Here is a 25,913-nt window from a genome sequence, read left to right as displayed (position 1 = left end):
GGCGCCCTTGCTACACTAAAAGCAATGGGTCTGTAGCTCAGCGGATTAGAGCATCTGTTTCCGGTACAGAAGGTCAAGGGTTCGAATCCCTCCAGGCCCACTTTTTCGTCTTGGGCGCTCTTACTTCTCCCATATTTTTGCTGCTCAGCATATTTAGCATATTTATCACATTTATTACAGTTATTGTATTTATCATTTCAGCTTCGTGTTCAAGGTATTCTCGACTTACTCAACGTGCGCATTCGCTAGTGTTTTTTGTACTGTGTACGACATATCCAGAGATAAAAATACCACAGCGCACGTGTACAACGTTTTTAGTACCCTTATCTATTAGAAGATTTCTTATTTCCACCTACTGAAGCGCGAGAAATTATGACTGATGTGATTGAAGAAAACGAAAACCAGGAGAACGAAGCTCCTGCAGCTTTGAGCACCATCGAAAGAGCTGAATTGCTTTTGAATCAGGATGCTGCTATTGCTGAGCGTATCAATAATGATGCTACTTTGGATGAAGCAATTGACCCTTCTAACGATGAATTTGGTTCGCATGCGCATCCAGAGCAAGTTCAGATGCGCGTGGCAAAACGTTCGTTAATGATGAAGAATGGCGTCGATCCATACCCTGCTGAATTGCCTATTACACATACAATCGAGCAAGTTCGCGAACAGTATGACGGCAAACTGGAAGCGGGACAAGAGACGGATGACGTAGTCGCGCTCGCAGGACGCGTGATTTTCCTACGAAACGGCGGCGGATTGTGTTTCGTACAGCTAGCTGCTGGGGATGGCACACCAATTCAGGGGATGCTTTCAAAGAAAGAAATTGGCGCAGACAGTTTGAAGGAATTCAAGCAACTCGTTGATTTGGGAGATTTCCTCTTTATCAAGGGTCGTGTAATTGCTTCAAAGACCGGTGAATTATCCATTTTTGCTAGTGAATGGAAAATTGCCTCGAAATCGTTGCGTCCTCTTCCTGCATTACATAAGGAACTCAATGAGGAACAGCGTACTCGTAAACCGTACTTGGGTATGATTGTAGATGACAAAATGCGCAAGATGGTACGTAACCGTGCATCTGTCGTATCGTCATTGCGTCGTAGCTTTGATGCTCGCGGATACATGGAAGCGGAAACGCCAATGCTTCAGGCTATCCGAGGTGGAGCAGCAGCTCGTCCATTTACCACACATATTAATGCTTTCAATATGGATCTTTTCTTGCGTATCGCGCCTGAATTGTTCTTGAAGCGTATGCTTGTCGGTGGAATTGACCGAGTATTTGAAATTAACCGTGCATTCCGTAATGAAGGTGCCGATGGTACTCATGCCCCTGAATTTACAACAATTGAGGCGTATGAAGCATATGGAACATATGACACGATGGCAGAGCTTACGCAGTCGCTTATTCAGCAGGCCGCTATCGATACGTTCGGTTCTACTGTAGTTACATTGGCTGATGGCACAGAATACGATTTGGGCGGTCAGTGGCGTCAGCTTGATATGTATGAATCTTTGTCACAGAAGCTTGGCGAGGAAGTAACTCCTCAGACCTCAGTAGAGGTATTAGGCCAATTTGCTGATAAATTGGGCGTTGAACGTGAAAAAGTAGAGAATCACGGTAAACTCATCGAGAATCTGTGGGATCATTTCTACACTGAAGATCCGCATCAGTTGTGGGAGCCAACTTTCGTACGTGACTTCCCTGTAGAAACTTCTCCATTGACGAAATCTCACCGTACTAAGCCGGGGCAGGTTGAAAAGTGGGATTTGTATATCCGTGGTTTCGAATTGGGAACAGCTTATTCTGAGCTTAATGATCCTGTTGTCCAACGCGAACGTTTTGTTGAGCAGGCAAAGATGGCGATGGCAGGTGACGACGAAGCAATGGATATTGATGAGGACTTCATCGAAGCATTGGGCGTTGGTATGCCTCCTGCTGGCGGTATGGGTATGGGGCTTGACCGACTTCTTATCGCTTTGACTGGTGCAACCATACGTGAGACGATTACTTTCCCATTGGTAAAACCAATAAATAACTAAAATAATGCTGGTAGTATATAAACAAATGACAATATGCGTAGCGTATATATGCATCCATAAGCGCCGAAGCTATGGTCAGGTGTTTACATACTAATAGTGCTTTCGCATAGTGTCCAAAATTAGATGACGATGCGAGGGGAGCTCACATGAGTAAAGCTAAACTGATTCTTCAAGGATCTAGGCCGCTCACGTGGGCTCTTTCTGTATGTCCAATTATTATTGCTTCGCTATGTGCAGGAATGGATTCATTTTTCGCGCCACTTTCCATATACAGCCGAAGTTCACGATGGATTTTGTTGATATTTCTGAGCATCATTGTGGCGCTGAGTTTACAGATTTGTGCTAATTTCTTTAACGATTATTTCGATGGAATTCGAGGGGTAGATGCGAACAGATCTGATACGTCTCCTGTGCGTCTTAATTCCGTTGATTCTGGCGCTTTAGTAGCACTTAAAGCATCGCTTGGTGCCTTATGCATAGGCGTTGTGGCAGGTGTGGCGGCTGTAAATATCAGTAGGCAGTATTGGCTCATCGTTGTAGGAATTATATGCTCGATAGTAGCGCTGGCATACTCTACGTGGTTTAGTGCTCTTGGTCTCGGCGAATTGCTCGCTTTTATATTTTTTGGTCCTGTAGTTGTATGGAGCGTCGAGTATATGATTATCCGTCATCTAGGGCCTTGGGCTATTCTGTCGGGAATACAATGTGGCCTCATAGCGGCGGCAGTATTACTTATTAATAATATGCGCGATCAGTATAGTGATGCTTCTGGTGGGAAAATAACTATCGTAGTGAGATGGGGACGTGACATTGCTCGCAGACTATTAATCATAACTCTAACAATTATTTGGGGGATGAGTTTGTGTCAAATAATTGGCGCAATTATGGGAGTAAATGGTCAAACTGCGGCTTGGATTATGGTGATTTATACGGTAATTTTCGGATGCGCGATAGCCCTAAGTGCGTGGATAATTATTAATATCTTTCGTGCGGATAATCGTCCTGCTTTGTATAAGAATGCGTTTATGGGAGTGAATGGATTAATGATTCTTCTCATGCTTCACTACATTGTCGTTTTTGTAGTCGCCAACGCGCTTTAAACTAGAAGCTATGACTTACAAGTTAGTATTGCTCCGTCATGGACAGAGCGCATGGAATAAAACAAATCAGTTCACTGGCTGGGTTGATGTACCTCTGACCGAGCAGGGTGTGGAAGAAGCAAAGCGCGGAGGCGAACTTCTCAAGGAGAAGAACGTACTTCCAGATATCGTTTTCACTTCTTTGCTCCGTCGTGCAATTAACACAGCAAATATCGCTTTGGACTCTGCAGATCGTTTGTGGATTCCAGTTGAGCGTAGCTGGCGTCTTAACGAACGTCATTACGGCGCTCTTCAGGGCAAGAACAAGACCGAAATTCGTGAAGAGTATGGTGATGAGAAGTTCATGATTTGGCGTCGTTCTTACGGCACTCCACCACCAGAAATCGATCCAAATGATGAGTATTCTCAGAATAATGACCCACGTTACGTAGGTGCAGATGTTCCAGAGACCGAGGCACTTTCTAATGTTGTAACTCGTGTAACACCATACTGGGAAGAAGTTATCAAGCCACAGCTTGAAGCAGGCAAGACTGTTCTTATCGCTGCTCACGGCAATTCTTTGCGTGCAATCGTAAAGATGCTTGATGGTTTGAGCGAAGAAGAGATTGCTAAGGTTAACATTCCAACGGCTATCCCACTTCTCTATGAATTGGACGAAAACTTCAAGCCAATCAAGCCACGCGGTGAATACCTTGATCCAGAAGCAGCAGCAGCTGGTGCCGCAGCTGTAGCAAACCAGGGTAAGTAATTCAGGTAACTATTGATAAGGTAATACCTTAACTTTGTAGTTACTTCAAGGTTTATAGTGTTGGGCTCTATCTGACTAAAATCAGATAGAGCCCAACACTTTTATATTGCCCAGCGTCGAGTGTGGTGGGGAAATAAAATACGTTTTTTGCATTTTGTCCCGTTTATACGGTCTGTTCGTTCAATTCAATCCTTTGAAATGGGATTAGATGCAAAAATCAATATAGATAGCGAGAAAATAGATAACGTGAGGCGGGTATCTTCCCTTCTAAGAGAAGATACCCGCCTCACAGTGTATTCTTATGGAAATTGTGCATTATCATCTAATAGACGATAATGCACAATTCATAGTGCATCGCAGCTTAGTGCTTGCGGCGACGTGCGAAGAATACAACACCAGCGCCGATTACGGTAATAGCTACTGCAATTGCAGCCATCGTTGCGACATTCGCACCGGTACGAGCAAGAGTTGATACAGGCTCATAGATATGAGTTGTGTTACCCTTGCTATCGGTTTCTGTACGTACGTAACGGTAATCGTTGAAGTTGCGACGTGGCTGAGTGCCATCCTCGCGTGGACGCAATACCTTACCAGTAGTCGTAATCCAAATGGTAGTTACCTTATCCTGTGGATTCGTAGGAACAACTGGAGTATTTGGTGTGTCCTTACGGTAGATGTAAGTAACGTTAATAGTTCCATTGGTTACAGTACCAGTAGTGTTATTTTCCTTAGACTTTACGAAGGTGTACGTCGTGCCGTCCTTGGTAATGGTATTGTGCTTGTGATCGTCGGTGTTGTAGTTGGTTCCAACTGGTGTGTTTGTTTCATCATTCTCAGGGTTCTTAATGACGTTACCATCTTCGTCTACATAGTGAACGATGACATTACCAGTTGAAGGAGCAGGTGGTGTAACTGTCTGCTTCCTGTAGATGTAAGTGACGTCAGTAGTACCTTCTACAACAGAGCCATTAGTGTTGTTGCTCTGAGGACGAACATATGTGTATGTTTCGCCATTAAATGTAATGGTTGTTTCGCGCTTATCCTCGGTGTCGTAGTGTGTACCAACATTGACGTTTGTTTCATCGTTTACTGGGTTCTTGATGACATTGTCATCTTCGTCTACGTAATGAACGATAACGGATCCCTTTGCTGGGACACGCTTCTTGTAGATGTAAGTGACGTCAGTTGTGCCTTCTACGACTGTACCTGTGGTGTTGTTTGCTTGTGGGCGAACGTAATCATAGGTCTCACCGTTGAAGGTGATGCTTGTTTCGCGCTTATCCTCGGTATCGTAATTTGTACCGGTTGGAGCGTTTGTTTCATCGTTTACTGGGTTCTTGATGACGTTGTCATCTTCGTCGACATAGTGAACAACTACATTACCTGTGACGAGCTTGTAAACGTAGGTGACGTGTGTGGTGCCTTCTACGACGGAACCAGTTGTGTTGTTTTCCTTGGAACGTACGAGAGTGTAGGTCTTGCCATCCTTGGTGATGGTTTGTGGACGGTTATCTACTTCGGTGTCGTAGTGCGTGCCAACGTTGACATCTGTTTCGTCGTTTACAGGGTCCTTAATAACATTGTCATCTTCATCGACGTAGTGAACGACAACGGATCCCTTTGCTGGAACACGCTTCTTATAGATGTAAGTAACATCTGTAGTTCCTTCAACTACCTTGCCTGTGGTGTTGTTTGCTTGTGGACGAACGTAATCATAGGTCTCACCGTTGAAGGTGATGCTTGTCTCACGCTTATCCTCAGTATCATAGGACTGATTTACTGGAGCGTTTGTTTCATCGTTTACTGGGTTCTTAATGATGTTGCCATCTTCGTCGACGTAGTGAACAACTACATTACCAGTAGCAGCTGCATAATAGTATGTAGTCTGAGTCTGGCGAACAAGATCATTCCACAACTGAATAGAAACGTTAGTAGCAGAATCCGTTGGGCTGGTCTGATATGTTACGTAAATGCTCTTGGCATCACCACGAAGGAATGTAGGAGCAACAGTTGGGTTAGCACCATTGAATCCAAGATAAATCTGTGGACTGTTTGCCACACCAGCGGCGTCATCTGTTCCATAAACACGAACGTGGTTATGATCGTCATCGCCCTGACCAGAAGTAGGAAGAGCTGCGGTTGCGGATACCTGTGCAGGAGAACCTGGATTATCTACATACAAGGAACGGCCATCAGATGTAGTAGCAGAGGTGTTCAAAGTAGTATTGGTATTTACTGTGCCGATAGGCATTTCATTGGTCTCAAGTACCTTTACGAAGCCTGTGGTGCTTGCATCCGTATAGTTTGGAGTTCCGGTGTATGTAGGATCAGCAACAAGCAAAGTCTTAACAACACTACCGTCAGCCTTAGTGACACGCTTCAAAATTTTGACGTGCATGGCTGCTGAAGCCTTATCGAGATAATCTGTACCGATTGTGAAATCGCCAGCTGTACCTGTGCGTACATACTTGTAGCCTAGGAACTCACGTACATTTGATGGGGTAGTGCTCTGGCCAGGTCCTGCAAGAACAGAATATGTAGCCAAAGTAGTGTTCGTTCCATCTACCTTATAGAAAGTCGTAGAGAGCTGAGGAGTTTGAATCTGTGCGTTATTTACCTCATAAGCACCTGCAGCACCTTGGTTTCCCCAACGAAGATAGATAGTGCCGTAGCGCTTGCATTTGCGCCGTCAGTATTGTATTCGACACTAATTGGAGTGTTATTTACTGCGGAACGGCTACCAACTGTTACCTGCTGTGGCCACATGGTTGAGAAAGTTGTGAACTGACCTGTTTTTGCAGTAGGGGTCAAAGTCAAAGATTCCAACGGTGTGTTGTTGTTCTTACGCATAAGTTCAACAAGCATGTTCTTATTGGACTTATCGCGATTTACAGAAACGCGCACATAGTAATCCTGTGCAATAGTTTGACCAATGAATGCGTTACCAGTAGTTTCATGAACTTCCTGATTTTCGAACCAATTCAATGGCATATAGTTCGAAGTAAACCAATCCGTGTCAGTCGTAGCAGCCATACCTGCTGGAACTGCACTGTCAACTGCTGCAGCTCCGTTAGCATCGGTCATGGCTGGAGAAGGCTGGTCTGTGGTGTCGACAAGAGTACCAGCACCTTGGGCAATCTTTAAGTTTGCGACAGCTGTCTTTGTTTGTGCTGGCAAATTAGCATCGGTGATGAGTGTGTCAGCTTGTGCTGAAAGCACGCCTGTGCTGAGCATTCCTACTGTTACGAGCGCACTCGTAGCAGCTAATGCAATTTTTCGCACGAGCTTATTATCTCTCGAGAAATTGGAGATAGGCATAGAACTACCTTTTCTTCTTTCTTATAATCTCAGTGTGTATAACCTAATTCATGTATAGAGAACATGAAAATTGCTATATCAGTATAGCGAATGACATGTATAAGAAAAGGAAAAAATTGTTAATAAATACGATGAAATAAAGAAATAGTTGCTAAAAATTATTGAAAACTACATATAATTTATTATTTAGAGAGATAACATGGGGCTGGATACAACCATATGGTTATATCCAGCCCCCATTACCGTTAGGAACTTTGTATAGATTCCTTGTGACTTTTACTAATAGGCTTCGCTAATGAGCTTAGTGCTTGCGCATACGGGAGTATGCAACTACACCAGCACCAAGCATGACAACAGCCAGAGTAATTACTGAAAGTGTCATGACATTAGCGCCTGTTGCTGCAAGCTTCTTAGGAGTCTTCTTCTTTGGTGTTTGTGGTGTAACTGGGACTACAGGCTTCTCAGGAACAATTGGCTCATAGTAGTGAATTGTTTGAGTCTGAGGAACGAGCTCATTCCACATTTGGATAGAAATGCTCGTCACCTGTGGGCCAGCAGCGTCCAGAGCGATGTAGGTAACATACATGCTCTTACCATTTCCAGAAAGGAATGTAGGAGCAACAGTAGGATTTTGCCCATTGAAGGCAATGCTTACCTGTGGAGTGTTGTACAGCTGAGTCGTTGGATCAGTAGTGCCGTAAACATGAACAGCATTGACATCATCAGTTGTTCTATTCTGGGCATCAACGATTTCGCCAGAGCTTGGCAAAGAAGCGGTTGCGGTTACCGCAGCGGCTGTCTCAGCTGTGAAGAATGGCTGTCCGTTAGACATCAAGGCAGAAGTATCAATGGTGAGGTTGGTGTTTACGGTACCTGGTGCCATTTGATTTGTCTCGAGAATCTTCACGAAGCCTGTGGTGCTTGCATCATCATAGTTAGGGGTTCCTGTATATGTTGGATCTTGTACATACAATGTCTTAACTACATCACCCTGAGCGTTGATGACTCGCTTAATGCGCTTGACGTGTCGGCTGCTTGAACTTGCATCAAGGTAATCCTGTCCGATGGTGTAACCTTCAATATTTGCCTGTCGGTTAGTTACCGAACGTACATAGCGGTATCCAGCAAATTCACGCTTATCCGAAGTCGTAGCAATCTGGTTTTGGCCAGCGAGAGTGGAATAAGAAGCCAATGTAGTTTGACCGTCAACAGTCTTGTACAAAGTATTTGCGAGCAACGGGGTGCGAACCTGTACGTTATTAACTTCGTAAGGATTGTTATTTGCTGCTGCTTCACGACTCCAACGCAGATAAATCGTGCCGTAGTTATTTGCATTAGCAGGACCACGGTCGTAAGTAACAGTGATAGGAGTATTTGTTTCTGCAGGGCGGACACCCATTCGAACCTGAGCCCACTGGTTGGAGAATGTGGTGAACTGACCGGTTGGTGCTGCTGCAGTCAAATCCAAAGATTCCAAAGGCGTTGCATTATTAGTCTGCATGAGCTGTACGCGCATGGTGGTGTTCGATGGGTCGCGATTTACTGAAACGCGAACATAATAATTTGCATTAATCGTCTGACCAATGTTTGTGCCCGAAGCTGCATCAGTAAATGCCTGATTTTGGAACCAGTTAAGAGGCACATAATTCGTGGTATACCAATCTGCATCCGTAATTGGAGTGCGCCCAGCTGCTGCACCAGGAATTGGTGTATCTACCAAGCTAGCACCGTTGGCATCAGACATAGCTGGGTTAGGCTCTTGCGTAGCATCTACGAGTGTGCCACCACTTTGGCCGATGTGAAGCCCGTCGATTACTGTCTGAGTCTTAGCAGGCAAATCAGCACGTGGGATAAATCCCTCTTCTGCATGTGCAGTAAGTACTCCAGAACCGAGCATTGCGACAGTTACAAGTGCGCTTGTGGCAACAAGTGCAAGTTTGCCGCTTATTTTCTTTATATTAATAGAATTAGGCATAGTACCTTCTTACTCATTTCTCATAACACTGCTGTAATGCACAGACCTTGTGCCTAAGCATTACACACAATTATATCGAATTAAGTGTATAAAGTCAGCATGAGCGATAATCTCTATAAAATATCATCGACATGTAAACTGCGTTCATAATGTAACTACTGTGTACACGGTACGTTGACTTTAAAATACTGACTGATGTGATACGCAGAAGCTCGCAATTCGATACGCACAAGCTCGCAATATTCGCGACTCGCCCAATTGAACAGGCTCGCTGATAAACTGAGCAATGGTTAATTTGCGCATCCTCGTTCACGTACATGACTCATGTATATAAATAATGCATAAAGTTACAGTAGAAATATTTACAGTAGTAATTGAGCGCGCAAAAATTATCGAAGAATATTGATTGACGGGTATCTGCTCACAAACGGCGAAATATTTATAAATCTATCTAAGGATTTATGAGTGCACTCAAATGAAGCAAGTTTTAAAGCAGATAGAATTGCGCTTTCTCGCACGCTGTACACGGTCTCATACGTTTGCGTATGAATGTTTTGGGTTTCAGCACGTATGAGAGTGCGCAGAAAGTTTGAAAAATTATGAAATTTGACGAGTTGGGACTAAGTACGCCTATTTTGCGCGCAGTTAAGGATATGGGCTTTGAGGAAGCTTCTCCGATTCAAGCTGCAGCGATTCCTGTTGTTATGAGCGGCAAAGATATGATTGGCCAAGCTCAAACAGGTACTGGAAAAACGGCATCGTTTGGTATTCCAGTGTTGGAAAAAGTTGATCCGAAGAATTATGATACTCAAGTATTAATTTTGGATCCGACGCGTGAATTGGCAATCCAGTCAGCGGAGGAACTCCATCGTTTGTCTAAGTATATGCACGGTGTGAAAATTCTGCCTGTATATGGTGGTGCAGATATGGCACGTCAGATTCGTGGACTCAAGGACGGAGTACAAATTATCATTGGTACTCCTGGTCGAGTCATGGATCATTTGCGACGCCATACGATTAAAACTGAAAGCATTCATACTATCGTCTTGGATGAAGCTGATGAGATGCTCAATATGGGCTTTCGTGAAGACATCGAGTCGATTCTTGATCAGATGCCAACTGCTGATAGGCAAGTGGTTCTGTTTTCTGCAACTATGGCGCAGCCAATTATGGATATTACAACAAAATATCAAAAGGATGCGCAGCTTGTTCAAGTCGCTCAGACGGAACTAACAGTACCGAATATTGATCAGTATTATTATGACGTTCGCCGTAAAGATAAGACGGATGTTTTGACTCGATTGATTGATTTTTATAATCCTAAGCTTTCCCTTGTCTTCTGCAATACGAAGGCGATGGTTGACCAGTTAGCTGAGGTTTTGCAAGCTCGTGGATATATGGCTGAGGGATTGCATGGCGATATGAAGCAGTCTGCCCGCGATAGAGTAATGAAAAAATTCCGCTCAGGTAAGACGGATATTCTCATTGCAACGGATGTGGCGGCTCGCGGAATTGACGTTGACGATGTAGAAGCTGTATTTAATTACGATATTCCACGTGAAGTTGAGTACTACGTGCATCGTATCGGTAGAACTGGTCGTGCTGGTCGTGCTGGCCGCGCGTTTAGCTTTGTTCGCGGAAAAGAAGTATATAAATTACGTGATATTCAAAAGTACTGCAAAACTAAAATCGTTGCTCAGCAGATTCCAACTTTGGCCGATGTACAGGCTGTGAAAACTGAGAAAATTATGGATGACATTTCGACCATTATCGATAATGGCGGATTGCGCGAAATGATTGATGTTATTGACAATCAAATTAATACGTCAGATTATACGGCGATGGATATTGCTGCAGCTTTCTTAAAGCAAGCTCTTGATAATGCGAGTGATACTTCCGCTCAAAATTCGAACGGCGAAGATACATTGACTATGCAATCTGATGCTGATAATGAACGCGGTGATAAGCGTGGCCACAAGAAGCGTGACAAGCGCGCATGGAATGATGAATTCTCTGGTGAGCTTGCTGGCGAGCGACCTTCTCATAAAAAGAGGCGAGATCGTAAGCATAATCTGCACCTCGAAGAGGTCGAAGAAGGAATGGTACGGTTCAAGCTCAGTCTTGGTAAGAAACATGGTTTACGTCCAAATGATGTAGTTCGTATTATTTCATCTGAAGCGCATATTCCAGGCAAATCAATTGGAGCTATTGAGCTTAATGACACTTCGAGTTATGTAGAATTACCTCAAAAGATGTCTTCTGTCGTTCTTAAATCGCTCAAGAAAACAAAATTCAAGGGCAAGAAGTTAGGTCTTGAATTGGCTTTTAAGCGAAAGTAGCCTCTAAAAGGAAAAGCTGAAGTTCGTCAAATAAGATAGACAGCTATGCGAGGTGAAGTAAGTGCTAACGGGATATGAGCCGGATGCTCTGCACTAGAAATAACGTGTAGCTGAAATAATGTGAAGCTAAAACATTTGCGACGAAAGCAACAGTAACTCAAGCAATCATGACGAAAAACTGTGGGCGGTAAATATACACTTCGTATATTTACCGCCCACAGTGTTAATTCGTAAGCATTTAAATTATGACATGGTATCTGCGCGTACTTCAATCGACTTGTTAATTCGACTTGTTAATTCGACTTGTTAATTCGACTTGTTAATTCGACTTGTTAATTCGACTAGTTAAATCAACTGCTTAAATTGTGTACGCAAATCGCGTGATTAAATCGAGAACCAATACATATATATTGTATTGAGTCCTAATTAGTCGCCATCTTTGTCTACACCAATGAAATGAGTTGGATCTTTTGACGGATCGAATCCTGAAACGGTGTACACCATACGTCGTGCGATAGAGACGGAATGGTCGCCGATACGTTCATAGTAACGGCTCAAAAGAACAGTATCAATAGTTTGCTCTGTAGTGGCATTCCATTCATCTGAGCGAGCGATGGTATAAACCGATTCGAATAATTTATCCATCTCATCATCACGGATAATAAGATCTTGTGCGGCTTTTTCATCCTGATCGCCAAGGATGCGAACAAGTTTTTCCGTAGTTTCCTGCGTAAAGGACTGCATCTTGTGGAAAACTTCCTCAACTTGAGGAGCAAGTGGGGAATCAGGGAAAGTAGTACGTGCAATTTCAGCGATATGTCGTGCTAAATCGCCCATTCGCTCTAGCAAAGAGGCAACACTCATGGCGGACACAACGATGCGCAAATCAGTTGCAACTGGACTCTGCTTAGCTAAAAGAGTCACGCAATGATTATTGATGGAATGCTCTAAAGAATCAATTTTTTTATCATTATCAATGACTGACTGTGCAATCTCAATATCACAGTCAAATAAAGCTTTTCCTGCATTCTGCACAGCGACATTCACTGCGCTCGCTAGTGTAACCAAATCATCAGCGACTTGTTGCAATTCTTCGTTGAAAAGGGTGCGCATGTGACCTCCTGCTGGTTCTAAATGTGGTATTCCAATTTTAGAGTATGCCCGTGTCTTTAGCGTGTCTTTGCTATGTGGCGCTCAGCATAGAGCGCATATGTGATCGCATGTGTAGCCTCCTATGCCATGCGTATGACACAATAGTCATATGCAGTTTGACGTTACCTCTGTTGTCTCGCTCATCATAATCATCGTTATGACGGTGATTTTTGTAGGGTGGATTCTTTCGTTTCTATGGCGATTAATCTCGCCAGTGATTGCTCATAATAAGAGTTTTTGGCGGACAATGAAATCAATGCAATGGCGTATGAAGTATCGACGTAGAAGGCGTATACGTCAGCGTCTTGATGTGGATGATGATGACGACGATGATGATGACGACGAACTTGATCTTACAACTATTCGTGTTCTTTCTCAGCTTGAAGCTGCGACAATAGTGGTGAGCGCTGATGATGAAGTTGAGCGGGCATCTGCATCTGCTTATCGGTGGAATATTGTCGATAATGACGAAATAATAAATGAAGAAATTCTTGATGCCATTCATCGCGTTCGACAAGGGCAGGGTCGTCAGAGCTTTGATATCGTCACGCACACTGCGACTGTGATTGACGAAGATAACGAATTCGGCGATGAAATAGGTAATACGGCTAGTAGTGATTCCAGTCAAATTCGTGATAATGATAAATTTGCTACGAAAACTGTCGAGCGACCACATTGGTTGGCTGTTTCAGTAAGCGCAATAAGTGATCATATGATTTTGGTTCTTATTCGCGATAATAGTGAGCAAAAACGTTTCGCTCAAACGCGTGACGATTTTGTGGTAAATGTAGCTGAACAGCTTATCAAACCGACACAGCAGATGGAAGCTATCGGAAATCGTTGGAAGAACTTTACGTCAGCTGAAGCGATATCACGTGATGGTAAGATTATCGCCACTCAGGCGGGGCACTTAAATAAGCTGGTATCTGACTTACTGCTACTTATTCAAGCGCAAGAAAAAGTCATGCCAAGTCCTGAAAATCGACTTGATTTGGGTGAACTTGTAATTTCTGTAATATCAGATATTAAGCCATATCGAGGTGTGCGTATCCATACACGATGTGCACAAAACATTATGGTGAATGCAAGTGCCGTGCAAATTCGTGCAGCAGTCGATAAACTCGTTGCGAATGCTATTCATTATTCAAACGATAATGCAGTGGTGACCGTGGTAGTAGATAAAGCTCATGATGATAAATTTGCGGTAATCCGAGTCATCGATACAGGAGTTGGAATCCCACAAGACGAACAATCGCACATATTCGAGCGTTTTTATCGTGGATCGCAGCAGCCATATGATTCGGATGATTCGGTAGGTCTTGGATTGTCCATTGTCAAGCACGTGGCTTTGACCCATCATGGAACTGTGACGGTGTGGAGTGCTCCAGGCAAGGGGAGTACGTTTAGCTTGTTCTTACCACTTGCTCAGTAAATTGCGGTAATACCTACTGCACAATATTTACCGCACAGGAAAATCAGTAAATTTTGGGCTTCAAATATGGGCTTCCAATGTGATCAGCGAACAGCGGCTGCTAAGTAAGTTGGATTGATGGATGGTTTGCGGTTTCCAGTGAGTACTTTTCAATCGCAGGTAACTTTGGTTTTATCTTGTGCATAGCGTTTAGTGGCGTCGAATTTTATAGCCTTTTCATGCGCTGATGTAGTAATCGTATAGGCTGAAGTAGCGCAAAATTTTGCGCGGCCGAGAATACAGTATTTGCGAAATTTATTGCTGCATAAGAGCTACCAACCGGTATAGGTGACGGTTGTATAGCTCCCAAATTAGTCCCAAAACACCGATGATAATTCCCCATATGCAAATCATGAAACGATCGCCGTAGATACCTTGTATAAGGAAGAAGCTTCCAAAAATAATAGCCAAAATCAGCCAGAAAATGGTACCAATGAGGAAAATAATATGAAGATCAACTTGCTCGGCTTGGGGGGTTTCGCGACGCTTTTCAGGGTCAAAAATAGGTGCAATCTTCATATTGATAAGATTAAAACTTCGTCAAGACGATGAGCTCCTTAAGAAAGATGGAAGCAAAGATACGAGCTTAGTTGAGAGCATTGTTCTCATCTTTCAATGCAGTGACAATTGCATCAATGCATTGTGTTAAAGCGATTACGTCTTGAGTATCTACTGATGGGAAAACTCCGATTCGTAGCTGATTGCGACCCAATGCTCGATAGCCGGCCACGTCTACTATCCCGTTAGCGCGCAAAGCTGAGATGACTTCCTGCGCGCTGATACTCTCATCGAGATCAACCGTAACCACGACTGTGGAGCGCGCTGACTTCTTAGAGACAAAAGGCTCAGCGTATTCGACGTTTTGTGCCCATTGATAGATGACTTCAGCCGATTGAGCGCAACGAGCCTGTGCCCAATCGAGACCGCCGTTCTTCATGAGCCAATCAATCTGATTTTTCAACATGATAAGTGTGGCGATAGCGGGGGTGTTGAGGGTCTGGTGCTTGCGTGAATTCGTGACGGCGTGTGTAAATGATAGGAATGATGGGATCCAGCGTCCCTGCTCTGGATGAGATAATGCATAGGACTCGATACGTTGTGCCCGTTCAATCGCACGTGCAGAAGCAAGCGCAATCCATAATCCGCCATCGGATCCAAAGGCTTTTTGCGGAGAGAAGTAATAGACATCAATCTCACAAGGATTAATTTTCGTGCCACCAGCTGCTGATGTTCCGTCAACAATCATTAATGCGTCATCGTTTGCTCCCTCGATACGGTGAACAGGAGCGAGTACGCCCGTAGACGTTTCATTATGAGTCCAAGCATAAGTGTCGATATCCGAGCTAGCAGACGGTAAGCAGTAGTTGCCGAAGTCAGCACTATAAATTACTGGTTCGTCAAGGAATGGACAGTTTTTTGCACTGTTCGCAAATTTTTCGCTAAAAGATCCATACGTCGCAAACGCAGCTTTTCTTTCAATAAGACATGCACATGCTATATCCCAAAATGCGGTTGCGCCGCCATTACCGAGGACAACTTCATAATCATCTGGAAGGTTATAAAGAGTGCGAATTCCATCTTGAATTTCGCCTACTAAGTCTTTAATGGGCTTTTGTCTGTGTGATGTACCCATAAGCTGGGAACCAGTATCGGCTAAAAATTCCAGCTGAGCATCGCGAATTTTACTTGGGCCTGAGCCGAATCGGCCATCAGCAGGGAGCATGGAAATATCAAGAAGTGGCATATTTTCAGTCATACTTCAAATATAACGTGAAATTTTTGCAAGATGGCTGAATGTACGCATCGTGAGAAGAAAACTCATTCCTCGTGGAAATTCTTCAAAAAATTGCACATAATCGCAAATGACTGTATATGATGAAGCGGTGACTAAAGCGCAACGAGTACACGAGCATCTACGCGTGCATATGTGAAAATTTTCTTGTGAACAAACAAAATTATGATAAATAATTTCCCTGAAATATCAACGATTTGTAGAGGAAGCGTATCGTCTAGACAAGGTGAGAAAAATTGTTTCACCTTGCATACATACAGAGTTGAGGCTAAAATGGTGCGAGTCCGAGTAAAAAATGAGGAGTGATTTTTATGAAACATGCAGCGCACAAGGCGGCTTCTGTCAACAAGCGCACTGCAAAGCACGCAAGTGCTCTCACTTCTACGCTCGCTACGGAAACTTTGCATGAAGCCGTTGCTCGTGAGGTTAACGCAATGCCGCGCACTCGTCGTGAAAGACGTGCTTACGAACGTGCTCATGCGCGTAAGAATCGTTTCACTATGTCAGGCGCTATTACTCTGCTCCTTGGCACAGTGGGTACAGCAGTAGCTGCTACTGCTGCGGGCATGAATTCTAATCTTTTTGATCGTACCGTTGCGGTTGCTGCAGCTGCTGATACGCATGCGACAACGACTGATTCTACAGCACGGTCGACTGTGTCGCGTTCGTCAGAACGTACAAGTAAAGATGAAATTCAACCTGGCGTAGAAACTGCTTCGGTGAAGACTTCGGATGCAGTTGCGTGGAATGTTGAAGATGGTGCTACAGCCATTGATGTGAATAATTTGACTGCAATTGATCATCCGACTGGGGACGTAGGCCTTGCATATGAATTCTCACAGTGCACATGGTGGGCGTATACGCGTCGTCATCAGCTGGGACTTCCAGTAGGTTCATACTTTGGAAATGGTGCTCAGTGGGCAAATTCAGCTCGTAAGCTTGGCTATTCAGTTGATAACAAGCCTCAGGTTGGCGATGTAGTAGTATTCCAGCCAGGTCAAGAAGGCGCTGTTGCATACTATGGTCACGTTGCAATCGTTGAAAAAGTTAACGATGATGGCTCTATTGTAACTTCCGAATCTAATGCCGGTACAGGTGGAAAGATTTTCTCGCGAACGATTTCCAACGCTTCTCGCTTTGAATTCATTCACGAGTAAGATTTTATATAGTGCTCTTTGTGGAGTGGACTATACTGCCCACTCCACTTTTTATTTCATCATGTGATGTCAATTGGTGCCACGTAGGTCTATGCGGTATCACAGAATCTGTGAGTTAAGACATGCCTTTCCTTGCTGAGTAATTTCGCGCTACAATGTGAGTACAGGAACTAACAAGGAGGTGTTCCATGGCACGGTATGAAAAGGCAATTCTCGTAGGCGTCGATGGTTCTGAGGCGGCGTATAAGGCAGTATGGTGGGCGGCTAATTATGCACATCATGCAGGGTTAACCTTACATATAGTCAGTGCGTACACTTTACCAAGCTATGCTGCTGTGTCTTTCGATAATACGTTTACTGCATCGGGAGATGATGCTGCTTCGCGTCTTGATGCTCAAGAAATTTTAGGCAGAGCAAAGGCAATTGCGACAAGACAAGGCGTAGAAGCAACAACCCTCATCGTAACGGGTGAACCATCTGCTGTTTTTATTGAATTATCGCGTAATTATAATTTAGTAGTTATTGGCAATCGTGGTAAGGGAGGTCTGGCCGAGCGTCTTCTTGGAACGACGTCGTCTAGCTTACCTGCATACGCGTATTGCCCAATTGTTGTTGTCCCATATACTGATGATGATGGCAATAAAGTTCATCTGAATAACGAGATAACTCATGTCGTTGTTAATTCTGATGAGTCAAAATGGGGACTTAAGGCACTTGAAATTGCTGCAGAATTTGCTGATAGTTGGGGTGCTCAGCTTAAAGTTATTAGCGCAGTGCCGCCTCTTAGTAACTTAGATGATACAGAAATGAGGAGTGTCCTCGAATCTTACGCTGATGATTTGCATACGCGCTTAGCTCCGCTTCGTGTGAAGTATCCAAGCCTGGTTATTGATGAGCAAGTAGCAGTGGGTACATCGGTGCATGCTTTGGAAGCAGCGTTACCTGAAAATGATATCGTCGTAGTAGGCTCTCGCGGGCGTGGTGGTCTTACTGGTCTTTTGTTTGGCTCGGTAAGTCAAGCTCTTCTGCAACATTCAGATAAACCTGTTTACGTGGTTCCACGCCGCTATGTGCAGGCAGCAGAAAGCGAGCTAAATACTATTCCAGACTCGCCGGATGAAGTTGCAACTAAGCCATTGAGTGATATTACGGGTGTGGAATCAATTACTGTGGAACAAGCTGAACCTTCTGAATTAAAGAATTTGGAAGAAACAATTGACCCATCGTAAAAAATTATCATAAGACAAAATGGATATGGCATAAAGTCGAGGAAGTCGAGAAAGACTAGAAAGTCGTAGAGATATATATGTGGAAACATATATCGACGAATTTGGCTTTTCCAGAGAACAGGGAATAGAGTAATAATTAGAAAGATTCGGGTGGTTGTATACAAATAAAATGTATACAACCACCCGAATCTTTTACATATAACTGCGAAAATTAGTGACGAATGTCTACATCCATACGTACAGGTGTTTCCTTGACATAAGTATGCATGACCGTGCAGCCCTTTTCAATATGGCGACGGACGCGTTCAGCTAGCTTTTGAGCCGCTGCCTCGTCCAAACCTGCTTCCATTGCATCAACTACAACCTGCTCGTTAAAGCTAAGATAGCTATCGGTTTCGTCGTCGTAATTTGCATCTACAACAATTCGTGCTCCGTTGCCTTCGCCTAATGCTGATTCAACAGCGAACTGGCTAGACAATGCCGCGCAAGCAGCGAGAGCGATTTTACTTAAATCGCCAGGTGAGAAAACGCCTGGATCTGAGCCGCGACCAAACTTGATATGGGCACCATCATCGCTGAAAGCATCCCATGAGCCGTCTTCCTTATTACGCTCAACCCATAAACGTGCCATGGTGTCTCCTTAATTTGAAGAAGTATTATCATCTCTTACAATACAACGAGGAGTATGAGTATTCCCACCGTTATTTATTTATGTAGCAAAATTCGCTCGTAGCGTGAGTGGATTTGTATTGTATAGCAACCAAATCGTGTAGTAGAGGACTCGGCTGAGAACGTTTTGGAGTGATTTTGATAAGTAGAGCAGAAGAATGCGCAGGCTGAAACAGGATGTGCTGACGCAAAAGGCTCTGGAATATGTACGTTGAAGGAAGTATGTTTCACGTGGAACGCGATGATTATCAATATTTTGTATAGAGATATCATATGTTGCAAGGGCTGTCTAGGCGTTTGAGTTATCGCTCGAAAAGAACATAAAGTCATGCTATGCGCAAAACAGGTGTGTGACCGTGCTAATGTCATACGTATGGCACTTACACAGCAAGAACTTGATGATATTCGCGCTCGCATTCCAGCGCGTCCTGAAACTGATATTCCTATGCCGTATGAGGATACAGTTCGAGATATTTTGCTTAATGGAACGCTGAAATCGGATCGAACAGGAACGGGAACTGTATCCGTTTTCGGTCGTCAGATGCGTTTTGATCTGAGCGAATCATTCCCACTTCTAACGACTAAACGTGTGTTCTTCAAAGGTATCGCATACGAATTGCTCTGGTTCCTTAAGGGTTCGCACAATATTAAGTGGCTCCAGGAAAATAATGTTCATATTTGGGACGAGTGGGCAGATGAGAACGGCGATTTAGGGCCGGTATATGGTGTTCAGTGGCGTAGTTGGCCAGCTCCAACTCAAGACGATCCTGAGCATACTATAGATCAGATTGCTCAGGTGCTTGATATGCTTAAGAATAATCCTGATTCTCGCCGTATGATTGTTACGGCGTGGAACCCTGCCGAGGTAGAGAATATGGCTTTGCCTCCATGCCACTCGTTATTCCAATTCTATGTCGCTGATGGCAAGCTCTCATGCCAGCTTTATCAGCGTTCAGCAGATATGTTCTTGGGCGTTCCTTTCAATATTGCTTCATATTCTTTGCTCACTTTGATGATGGCTCAGCAGGCAGGTCTTGAGCCGGGAGAATTTGTGTGGACTGGTGGTGATTGCCATATTTATGATAATCATATGGAGCAGGTCTTAGAACAGCTTGGTCGTAAGCCTTATCCTTATCCACAGTTGAAGCTTGAAAAAGCAAATTCCTTAGAGGAATACCAATATAGTGATTTCGTAATTGAAAATTATCAGTATCACCCAACTATTAAAGCTCCAGTTGCTGTGTGAGATATGTACTAGTTGTATAGTCATGTGATTATGAGTCACTTGATGTGGGCAAACGATTATACCAAAGTTCGTTTGCCCACTTTGTTTGTTAGTATAAATGATATTGACTTTTATATAAGGAGATAACTGATATGGAGAACGATAGTAGTCGCAGTGGCTACCACCAACCTCAGCCCGCATCGGCCGGGCATAACTTCCGTCGATTTAGGGAAGACGCCGATGAGCAGTGGGATGACGACATCATTGAAGAATCAACGCATTCTGCTGAACCACTTATCAAACTTATTTGGGCGCAAGCATACGATCGTGAAGGAAATCCTGGAGCTCTGGGCTTAAACGGCACGATGCCATGGCATCTGAGTGAAGATATGAAGGCATTCAAGGATCACACAATTACGCACCCAGTTATTATGGGGCGTAAAACATGGGAATCATTATCAGAAAAGTTTAGGCCATTGTCTAATCGTGATAACTACGTAATTTCGCATAATCCAGATTATGTAGCTAAAGGGGCAACTGTAGTTTCATCTCTTAATGATGCTATCGAACTAGCTTCGCAACCTGCTATTCCTGATGATGGTGTACGACGCGATGAAATTTGGATTATCGGCGGCGCACAGATTTATTCTGAAGCTATTAATCGCGCTGATGAAGTCTACATTACTGATCTAGATATTCATGTAGAAGCGGATGCCTTTGCTCCACTCGTTCACGTTGATGATGAGAATAGTTTATGGTCTGAAGAGATTATACGCGACTGGACCGCTCCAAAGGATACAAAAAACGAAATCAAGCGTTACCGCTTTAGGGTGTTAAGGAGAGCTTAATGTACACCATTATGACAGTGTGCACAGGTAATATTTGCCGCTCGCCAATGGCTGAGATTGTCTTGCGTAAATATGTTGAGGATGCAGGGCTTGCTGATCGCGTAGAGGTGAAATCTTCTGCAGTATCGTCTGAGGAACATGGAAATCCTATTGACCGACGAGCACAACGTGCTCTGAGAGCTCGCGGCTACGAATTGCCAGCTCATCATTTTGCACATCGAATTACGCGCGATGAAATTGATGAAACTGATCTATTCTTGCCAATGACTGCATCACATAAGATTGCTTTATTGCGCCAAATTCCGGCAAGTGATGCAGCACAGGTGCATATGTATCGTAGCTTTGACCCTCAGCTTCCGGCAGTTAATGCGAGTACTGAATCGAGCATCGACTTGGTTGATCCTTGGTATGGAGGTCCAGAAGATTTCGAAATTGCGCTTGATCAGATCGAAGAAGTCGCGCCTTATATAGTTGATTGGGTGAGTACCCAGTTGGATGAGTAATGTGCTAAACTTTCTCCACTAACTCGTTAATTATTCAGATAAATTAATGAAATTAGACAGAATAACAGCCGCTTCTTGCAATGTGTGAGGAGCGGCTGTTTTATGCATTAATTGCTATCAGCGTGAAAGCTAAGCTTTATTTAGTTAATTCCTTAAATCGACTTTCAGGGATAAAACCAGATTTGACGACTTCATCAAGATTATTTTTATCCAAGGTCAGCGGATCGAGGAGTTTTGATGGTACTTGGATGACACCATTATCCATTTGACTATTAATGCCAGAAACCTCTTTGCCCTGAGCAATTTCGACAACCATCGTATAGACGGCATCAGCAAGCTTAGCAACGTCCTTGAAAACAGTCATGCTTTGCAAATCTTGATGAATGTTTGAAATCGCGATTTCATTAGCATCTTGTCCCGTGATAACCGGCCAAGAATCCGTTCCTGGCTTCATATCCGGACGTTTTGTCTGGATGGCATTAATTACACCCTGTGCGAGGTCATCATTTGGTGTGAGGACGGCATCAAGTTTCTCACCATGTGCATAACTTGAGTCGAGAATAGATTCCATATCTGTCTGAGTTTGAGCGGTTTTCCAAGACATTACAGAGATGGATTGCCACTTGTCGACGGAGAAATTACCATCGACACCGCCACCATGCTTAGAAATGCTACGTAATACGCCGCTCTTAAAGTATGGCTGAAGTAAATCCCAAGCGCCTTTGAAGAAGTATTTTGCATTATTATCATCTGGAGATCCAGTGAATACTTCGATGTTGAATGGGCCTGTAGCTCCCTTCTCAAGACCGAGCTTGTCGATAATGTAGCGCGCTTGCAGTGTGCCGACCTGCTCAAGCTGGAACGTAGCGTAATAATCAACTGCTTTAGTATTCATAATTAGTCGGTCGTATGCAATTACCTTTGCGCCAGATTCATGAGCTTTCTCAACTGCAGGTCCCACAGAGGTACCATCTTTAGCGGCAACTACGATTACTTTGGCGTTATTGTTGACCATATTTTCAATGTCAGAATTCTGCTGAGAAGGCTTATCGTCTGCGTAGGAAAGGATTACTTTGTAACCAGCTTTCTCAAGTTTTGTTTTAAGGTTACGACCATCTTTATTCCAACGTTCCATCGATTTTGTAGGCATGGAGATTCCTATAGTTGCGCCTTTTTCGATAGAGGATGAAGATGAGGAACTTGAGCCACGGGTGGAGGAGCAAGCTGCCAACCCGAAGAGAAGAGATGCTGTGGCTACAATGGTCAGCGCTTTCTTCGTGATATTCATTTTTTCTCCCTTAAGTCGTCATTAACTTTCTGGCGATGGATATCGATTTTGATTTGTTGACGATATCTATGTGAAGTATATCACATGTTAGTTAAACGAATGAACTAACTGTGAAGATGTGTTTCGTGTCGTATATCGGACTTGTGCTGGGGGATAGAGGTGAAGAAGTTTCTGTAACGGGCGGGATTCATTTTTTTGCATATTTGCCCATCTGGAGGCAATGTAATTATTCATTAGGATGGAATAAATGGGAAGAAATGCAAAAAAGATTTCTAGGGAGGTTTTTGCTGTGTATGTAAGGTCTACTTCTGACCATTAACCCTTAGCCCGCCTTCTAACCTGGGATGTCCTTCTGAGTGCCATGTTTGGAGAATAGGGGGGGCGGATAGTGAAAAACAAAAAGACCCTCACAATGGAGGGTCTAAGTGGTGGCTCCGACCGGCGTCGATCCGGTGACCTTACGATTTTCAGTCGCACGCTCTACCAACTGAGCTACAGAGCCAAATTATGTTGGAAAAATAAAACCCGGAAAGACCGGGCTATATTCCAGCGACTCCGACCGGACTTGAACCGGCGACCTCCGCCGTGACAGGGCGGCGCTCTAACCAACTGAGCTACGGAGCCACGATTGCTTTAGCAACCAAGAGATAAATATACAGAGCTTTTTGACGATGCGCAACTTGAAAAAAGAAAAAACCTTAGAAACCGCTTGATTTCTAAGGTTTTACGGCGTGTCATATGAGCGTTCGGAGTGTCTAAGGAAGATTAATTACTAGATTCTCGCACGTTACTGAGAGTTTCTAAAAGATACTTTCAGTGTGATTTCTAATATTTAACTTTCAGTTGGTTACCTTTTAACTATCGTTAAGCTCATGTCTGACTTTATATGAAACATGTATCAACTAGTTCTTCTGCGACCATGTTTCAACGTCGATATGATGGTTTGGATTAGCTTGCCATGCGTTCCACGCTGATTCGACGATATCCTTTACGTCGTACTGTGCGTGCCATCCCATCTCGGTGTTGATGCGCTCAGGGGAGCCGATAAGATGTGGAGGGTCGCCAGCACGGCGTGGCATTATCGTTTCTACGAAAGGTAAACCTGATACGCGCTTAATTTCGTCAACGATTTGACGCACTGAGGTTCCGGTTCCTGTTCCTACATTAAAAGCGTCGTACTTTCGTTCATCGCGGTCAAGGTAATTCATTGCTGCGATGTGTGCGTCAGCGAGGTCTGAGACGTGAATATAATCGCGTACGCATGTGCCATCTTCAGTAGGATAGTCATCGCCGAAAATAGCTGGAGCTAAACCGCGCTGAAGTCGGTCAAGCACCATAGGTACGAGATTGAGAATGGCTGGATCTTCAAGCTCAACTGGGCCGCATCCTGCTACGTTGAAGTAACGCAATGCGCAGAAGCGAATTCCATATGCGTGAGCTGCAGCGCGTCCCATCCATTCTCCGAAGAGCTTTGTCTGGCCATATGGATTGATTGGTACCATAGGTTGCACATCTTCTGGTACGACGTCGACGGGCGGCACGCCATACGTTGCGGCTGAGCTAGAGAAAACGAGTTTCTTTGCGTCGCTATTTTTCATAGCTTCAAGTACGTTAAGCAAGCCATTGATATTTTGGCGGTAGTACCATAGTGGCTTTTCGACGGATTCGCCAACTTGCTTCCTTGCGGCAAAATGTATTACTGCGTCAACGTCTTCGTCTCGCATAATCTGAGCTAGTCGCTCATCTGCACCTGCTGCAGAAACATCCATGCCGTATAAGCGTGCGCCTTCGATGCGGGTTGGCTTGCCGTAACTTAAATCATCTACTACAACAACTTTTTTACCTGCTTCGTGAAGAGCGTGTACAACGTGAGCACCGATGTAACCGCAGCCACCTGTTACAAGAACGGTCATGATTCTCCTTAAATCATTGATCTTGAATAATCACATATGTGCACTTTTGTGCGCCATTGTTCATTTGTGACACTTTTATTATAGCGCGCTATCCATATATTATGCTTGTCTAAGAAGCAATAATGAAGTAATTAATGTGAAGGTTTATTGAGATGGAAGAACAACCAATAAATGCCCGTTCGAGCGGTAAGGAAATGGCCGGCGAACAAATGGTCGGCGAACAATTGGCTAGCCAACAGTTAGATGGGAAACAGCCGCAATCACAACATCACCGTTCAGTAGTTTCATATGTGCGTAGATCGACTCGTTTGGAGGGACGTATGGAACGTGCGTGGAACGAATACTCTGATGAGTACATGCTCAGATTTGAAGGATCGCATAATGAATTAGGTGTGGATTCTCAGCTTATTATTACGCGCCAGATGCTGAAGGATAAGTGGGGTGAAGGATTTCGAGAAGAAGGCCGTATCATTGTCGAAATTGGTACGGGCCAAGGCGAGAACATCATAGCTGCTGCTCGCAATAATCCACAAGATAATTTTATAGGCATTGAGGTGTATACCCCAGGTGTGGCACATGCGTTGCTTAAAGCCGGTAAGGAAGAGCTTAGAAATCTGCGTATGGTTCAGGTAAATGCACCTGAATTGCTGCAGGCTTTCAAGGATGGAGTAGTTGACGAAGTGTGGACGTTTTTCCCGGACCCGTGGCCGAAGACTAAGCATCATAAGCGTCGAATTGTTCAAGATGGTCTAGCGAGAGCAATTCATAATGCGCTTGTGGAAAATGGTGTGTGGCGTATAGCAACGGACATTGATGACTACGCATTGCATGTACATGAAGTTATGGATAGACGTGATGACTTCATAAATGAGGGCGACGTTGTGGTGAGTTTGGCAACTGAACATGTAAGTAAGGGCAATGCACAGGAAGCTGAACTATTGCCTCATGCAGATTTCATGGAATCAGAACGTTTTAGCGAACGCGTTCTTACAAACTTTGAGAATAAGGGGCTTAAAGCTGGAAGAACGATTCATGATTTCACGTATCGACGTCAATAAATGCTGATAGAAGAAAACATTATAGAGAAAGACTTGCAAGTTTTAGCTTGATATAAGGAAGACACGCCGAATAGGTTTGCACTTGCATTCT

The 25,913-nt window shown here is 44.0% G+C and carries 20 protein-coding genes and 3 tRNA genes; 12 read left to right on the top strand and 11 right to left on the bottom strand.

What is annotated here, in order from left to right; translation table 11 throughout:
* Positions 1–26 precede the first annotated feature (26 nt).
* The 4 genes from EJ419_RS05330 (at position 27) to EJ419_RS05315 (ending at position 3,885) form a co-directional block, all read left to right on the top strand.
* Positions 27–100: transfer RNA gene (locus tag EJ419_RS05330), tRNA-Arg, on the top strand.
* Between the two features lie 272 nt (positions 101–372).
* A complete protein-coding gene (gene lysS / locus EJ419_RS05325) occupies positions 373–2,037 on the top strand; it encodes a lysine--tRNA ligase (RefSeq protein ID WP_131284375.1) in 1,665 nt (554 codons plus the stop codon).
* Positions 2,038–2,183: 146 nt separating this feature from the next.
* Entirely contained in the window at positions 2,184–3,137 is a 954-nt protein-coding gene (gene menA, locus EJ419_RS05320; RefSeq protein WP_131284373.1) for a 1,4-dihydroxy-2-naphthoate octaprenyltransferase, read from the top strand.
* Positions 3,138–3,147: 10 nt separating this feature from the next.
* Entirely contained in the window at positions 3,148–3,885 is a 738-nt protein-coding gene (locus EJ419_RS05315; RefSeq protein ID WP_131284371.1) for a phosphoglyceromutase, read from the top strand.
* Positions 3,886–4,246: 361 nt separating this feature from the next.
* On the opposite strand, the gene EJ419_RS05310 is transcribed toward EJ419_RS05315, so the two are convergent.
* The 3 genes from EJ419_RS05310 to EJ419_RS05300 form a co-directional block, all read right to left on the bottom strand.
* The gene (locus EJ419_RS05310; RefSeq protein WP_131284369.1) at positions 4,247–6,430 is read right to left on the bottom strand and encodes a MucBP domain-containing protein; all 2,184 of its coding nucleotides are present in this window, start codon (positions 6,428–6,430) and stop codon (positions 4,247–4,249) included.
* 68 nt (positions 6,431–6,498) lie between these two features.
* Complete coding sequence (locus tag EJ419_RS05305) at positions 6,499–7,203, bottom strand: hypothetical protein (RefSeq protein WP_131284367.1); 705 nt, start codon at positions 7,201–7,203, stop codon at positions 6,499–6,501.
* Positions 7,204–7,504: 301 nt separating this feature from the next.
* Positions 7,505–9,178, bottom strand: a complete 1,674-nt coding sequence (locus tag EJ419_RS05300; protein ID WP_131284365.1) for a hypothetical protein — start codon at positions 9,176–9,178, stop codon at positions 7,505–7,507.
* A 599-nt stretch (positions 9,179–9,777) separates the two neighbouring features.
* On the opposite strand from EJ419_RS05300, the gene EJ419_RS05295 reads away from it, so the two are divergent.
* Entirely contained in the window at positions 9,778–11,517 is a 1,740-nt protein-coding gene (locus tag EJ419_RS05295; protein ID WP_131284363.1) for a DEAD/DEAH box helicase, read from the top strand.
* Between the two features lie 426 nt (positions 11,518–11,943).
* Here the strand turns inward: EJ419_RS05295 and phoU are convergent, their stop codons facing one another.
* A complete protein-coding gene (phoU, locus tag EJ419_RS05290; RefSeq protein WP_131284361.1) occupies positions 11,944–12,630 on the bottom strand; it encodes a phosphate signaling complex protein PhoU in 687 nt (228 codons plus the stop codon).
* 148 nt (positions 12,631–12,778) lie between these two features.
* On the opposite strand from phoU, the gene EJ419_RS05285 reads away from it, so the two are divergent.
* Positions 12,779–14,101, top strand: a complete 1,323-nt coding sequence (locus EJ419_RS05285; protein WP_131284359.1) for a sensor histidine kinase — start codon at positions 12,779–12,781, stop codon at positions 14,099–14,101.
* 294 nt (positions 14,102–14,395) lie between these two features.
* On the opposite strand, the gene EJ419_RS05280 is transcribed toward EJ419_RS05285, so the two are convergent.
* Both EJ419_RS05280 and serC read right to left on the bottom strand, forming a co-directional pair.
* The gene (locus EJ419_RS05280; RefSeq protein ID WP_131284357.1) at positions 14,396–14,659 is read right to left on the bottom strand and encodes a DUF2530 domain-containing protein; all 264 of its coding nucleotides are present in this window, start codon (positions 14,657–14,659) and stop codon (positions 14,396–14,398) included.
* A 67-nt stretch (positions 14,660–14,726) separates the two neighbouring features.
* Complete coding sequence (gene serC / locus EJ419_RS05275; RefSeq protein WP_131284355.1) at positions 14,727–15,896, bottom strand: phosphoserine transaminase; 1,170 nt, start codon at positions 15,894–15,896, stop codon at positions 14,727–14,729.
* Positions 15,897–16,243: 347 nt separating this feature from the next.
* Here serC and EJ419_RS05270 point away from each other — a divergent pair, with 347 nt between their 5' ends.
* Both EJ419_RS05270 and EJ419_RS05265 read left to right on the top strand, forming a co-directional pair.
* Complete coding sequence (locus EJ419_RS05270) at positions 16,244–17,089, top strand: CHAP domain-containing protein (RefSeq protein WP_131284353.1); 846 nt, start codon at positions 16,244–16,246, stop codon at positions 17,087–17,089.
* Between the two features lie 188 nt (positions 17,090–17,277).
* The gene (locus tag EJ419_RS05265; RefSeq protein ID WP_131284351.1) at positions 17,278–18,318 is read left to right on the top strand and encodes a universal stress protein; all 1,041 of its coding nucleotides are present in this window, start codon (positions 17,278–17,280) and stop codon (positions 18,316–18,318) included.
* 211 nt (positions 18,319–18,529) lie between these two features.
* On the opposite strand, the gene EJ419_RS05260 is transcribed toward EJ419_RS05265, so the two are convergent.
* A complete protein-coding gene (locus EJ419_RS05260) occupies positions 18,530–18,949 on the bottom strand; it encodes an OsmC family protein (protein WP_131284349.1) in 420 nt (139 codons plus the stop codon).
* 411 nt (positions 18,950–19,360) lie between these two features.
* Here EJ419_RS05260 and EJ419_RS05255 point away from each other — a divergent pair, with 411 nt between their 5' ends.
* The 3 genes from EJ419_RS05255 to EJ419_RS05245 all read left to right on the top strand — a co-directional run bounded on the left by EJ419_RS05255 (position 19,361) and on the right by EJ419_RS05245 (position 21,563).
* Positions 19,361–20,233 (top strand): thymidylate synthase, encoded by an 873-nt coding sequence (locus EJ419_RS05255; protein WP_131284347.1) that lies wholly within the window; start codon positions 19,361–19,363, stop codon positions 20,231–20,233.
* Between the two features lie 131 nt (positions 20,234–20,364).
* On the top strand, positions 20,365–21,060 hold the full coding sequence (locus EJ419_RS05250) for a dihydrofolate reductase (RefSeq protein ID WP_131284345.1): 696 nt from the start codon (positions 20,365–20,367) through the stop codon (positions 21,058–21,060).
* Positions 21,060–21,563, top strand: a complete 504-nt coding sequence (locus tag EJ419_RS05245) for a low molecular weight protein-tyrosine-phosphatase (protein WP_131284344.1) — start codon at positions 21,060–21,062, stop codon at positions 21,561–21,563. Before EJ419_RS05250 ends, EJ419_RS05245 begins: the two co-directional genes overlap by 1 nt.
* Before the next feature lie 136 nt (positions 21,564–21,699).
* Here the strand turns inward: EJ419_RS05245 and EJ419_RS05240 are convergent, their stop codons facing one another.
* The 4 genes from EJ419_RS05240 to galE all read right to left on the bottom strand — a co-directional run bounded on the left by EJ419_RS05240 (position 21,700) and on the right by galE (position 24,764).
* Entirely contained in the window at positions 21,700–22,851 is a 1,152-nt protein-coding gene (locus EJ419_RS05240; RefSeq protein ID WP_131284341.1) for a substrate-binding domain-containing protein, read from the bottom strand.
* Between the two features lie 426 nt (positions 22,852–23,277).
* Positions 23,278–23,353 (bottom strand) — tRNA-Phe (locus EJ419_RS05235).
* A 48-nt stretch (positions 23,354–23,401) separates the two neighbouring features.
* Positions 23,402–23,475: transfer RNA gene (locus tag EJ419_RS05230), tRNA-Asp, on the bottom strand.
* A 278-nt stretch (positions 23,476–23,753) separates the two neighbouring features.
* Positions 23,754–24,764: a UDP-glucose 4-epimerase GalE gene (gene galE, locus EJ419_RS05225; protein ID WP_131284339.1), complete on the bottom strand. Its 1,011-nt coding sequence runs from the start codon at positions 24,762–24,764 to the stop codon at positions 23,754–23,756.
* 152 nt (positions 24,765–24,916) lie between these two features.
* On the opposite strand from galE, the gene trmB reads away from it, so the two are divergent.
* Positions 24,917–25,822 (top strand): tRNA (guanosine(46)-N7)-methyltransferase TrmB, encoded by a 906-nt coding sequence (trmB, locus tag EJ419_RS05220; RefSeq protein ID WP_131284337.1) that lies wholly within the window; start codon positions 24,917–24,919, stop codon positions 25,820–25,822.
* The last annotated feature ends 91 nt before the right edge of the window (positions 25,823–25,913 follow it).

The sequence above is a fragment of the Alloscardovia theropitheci genome (assembly GCF_004332295.1).
Lineage (GTDB): Bacteria > Actinomycetota > Actinomycetes > Actinomycetales > Bifidobacteriaceae > Alloscardovia > Alloscardovia theropitheci.
Note: the sequence above shows the minus strand (reverse complement) of the source record. Positions and strands in the feature narration are given on the sequence as shown.

Bases quoted from the DNA above. Each gene is read 5' to 3' on its own strand.
- EJ419_RS05250 (WP_131284345.1), top strand. From the start codon at position 20,365: ATGGAGAACGATAGTAGTCGCAGTGGCTACCACCAACCTCAGCCCGCA.
- lysS (WP_131284375.1), top strand. From the start codon at position 373: ATGACTGATGTGATTGAAGAAAACGAAAACCAGGAGAACGAAGCTCCT.
- EJ419_RS05295 (WP_131284363.1), top strand. From the start codon at position 9,778: ATGAAATTTGACGAGTTGGGACTAAGTACGCCTATTTTGCGCGCAGTT.
- EJ419_RS05305 (WP_131284367.1), bottom strand. From the start codon at position 7,203: ATGCCTATCTCCAATTTCTCGAGAGATAATAAGCTCGTGCGAAAAATT.
- EJ419_RS05255 (WP_131284347.1), top strand. From the start codon at position 19,361: ATGGCACTTACACAGCAAGAACTTGATGATATTCGCGCTCGCATTCCA.
- EJ419_RS05265 (WP_131284351.1), top strand. From the start codon at position 17,278: ATGGCACGGTATGAAAAGGCAATTCTCGTAGGCGTCGATGGTTCTGAG.
- trmB (WP_131284337.1), top strand. From the start codon at position 24,917: ATGGAAGAACAACCAATAAATGCCCGTTCGAGCGGTAAGGAAATGGCC.
- serC (WP_131284355.1), bottom strand. From the start codon at position 15,896: ATGACTGAAAATATGCCACTTCTTGATATTTCCATGCTCCCTGCTGAT.
- EJ419_RS05280 (WP_131284357.1), bottom strand. From the start codon at position 14,659: ATGAAGATTGCACCTATTTTTGACCCTGAAAAGCGTCGCGAAACCCCC.
- EJ419_RS05245 (WP_131284344.1), top strand. From the start codon at position 21,060: ATGTACACCATTATGACAGTGTGCACAGGTAATATTTGCCGCTCGCCA.
- menA (WP_131284373.1), top strand. From the start codon at position 2,184: ATGAGTAAAGCTAAACTGATTCTTCAAGGATCTAGGCCGCTCACGTGG.
- galE (WP_131284339.1), bottom strand. From the start codon at position 24,764: ATGACCGTTCTTGTAACAGGTGGCTGCGGTTACATCGGTGCTCACGTT.
- EJ419_RS05315 (WP_131284371.1), top strand. From the start codon at position 3,148: ATGACTTACAAGTTAGTATTGCTCCGTCATGGACAGAGCGCATGGAAT.
- EJ419_RS05285 (WP_131284359.1), top strand. From the start codon at position 12,779: ATGCAGTTTGACGTTACCTCTGTTGTCTCGCTCATCATAATCATCGTT.
- phoU (WP_131284361.1), bottom strand. From the start codon at position 12,630: ATGCGCACCCTTTTCAACGAAGAATTGCAACAAGTCGCTGATGATTTG.
- EJ419_RS05240 (WP_131284341.1), bottom strand. From the start codon at position 22,851: ATGAATATCACGAAGAAAGCGCTGACCATTGTAGCCACAGCATCTCTT.
- EJ419_RS05300 (WP_131284365.1), bottom strand. From the start codon at position 9,178: ATGCCTAATTCTATTAATATAAAGAAAATAAGCGGCAAACTTGCACTT.
- EJ419_RS05260 (WP_131284349.1), bottom strand. From the start codon at position 18,949: ATGGCACGTTTATGGGTTGAGCGTAATAAGGAAGACGGCTCATGGGAT.
- EJ419_RS05270 (WP_131284353.1), top strand. From the start codon at position 16,244: ATGAAACATGCAGCGCACAAGGCGGCTTCTGTCAACAAGCGCACTGCA.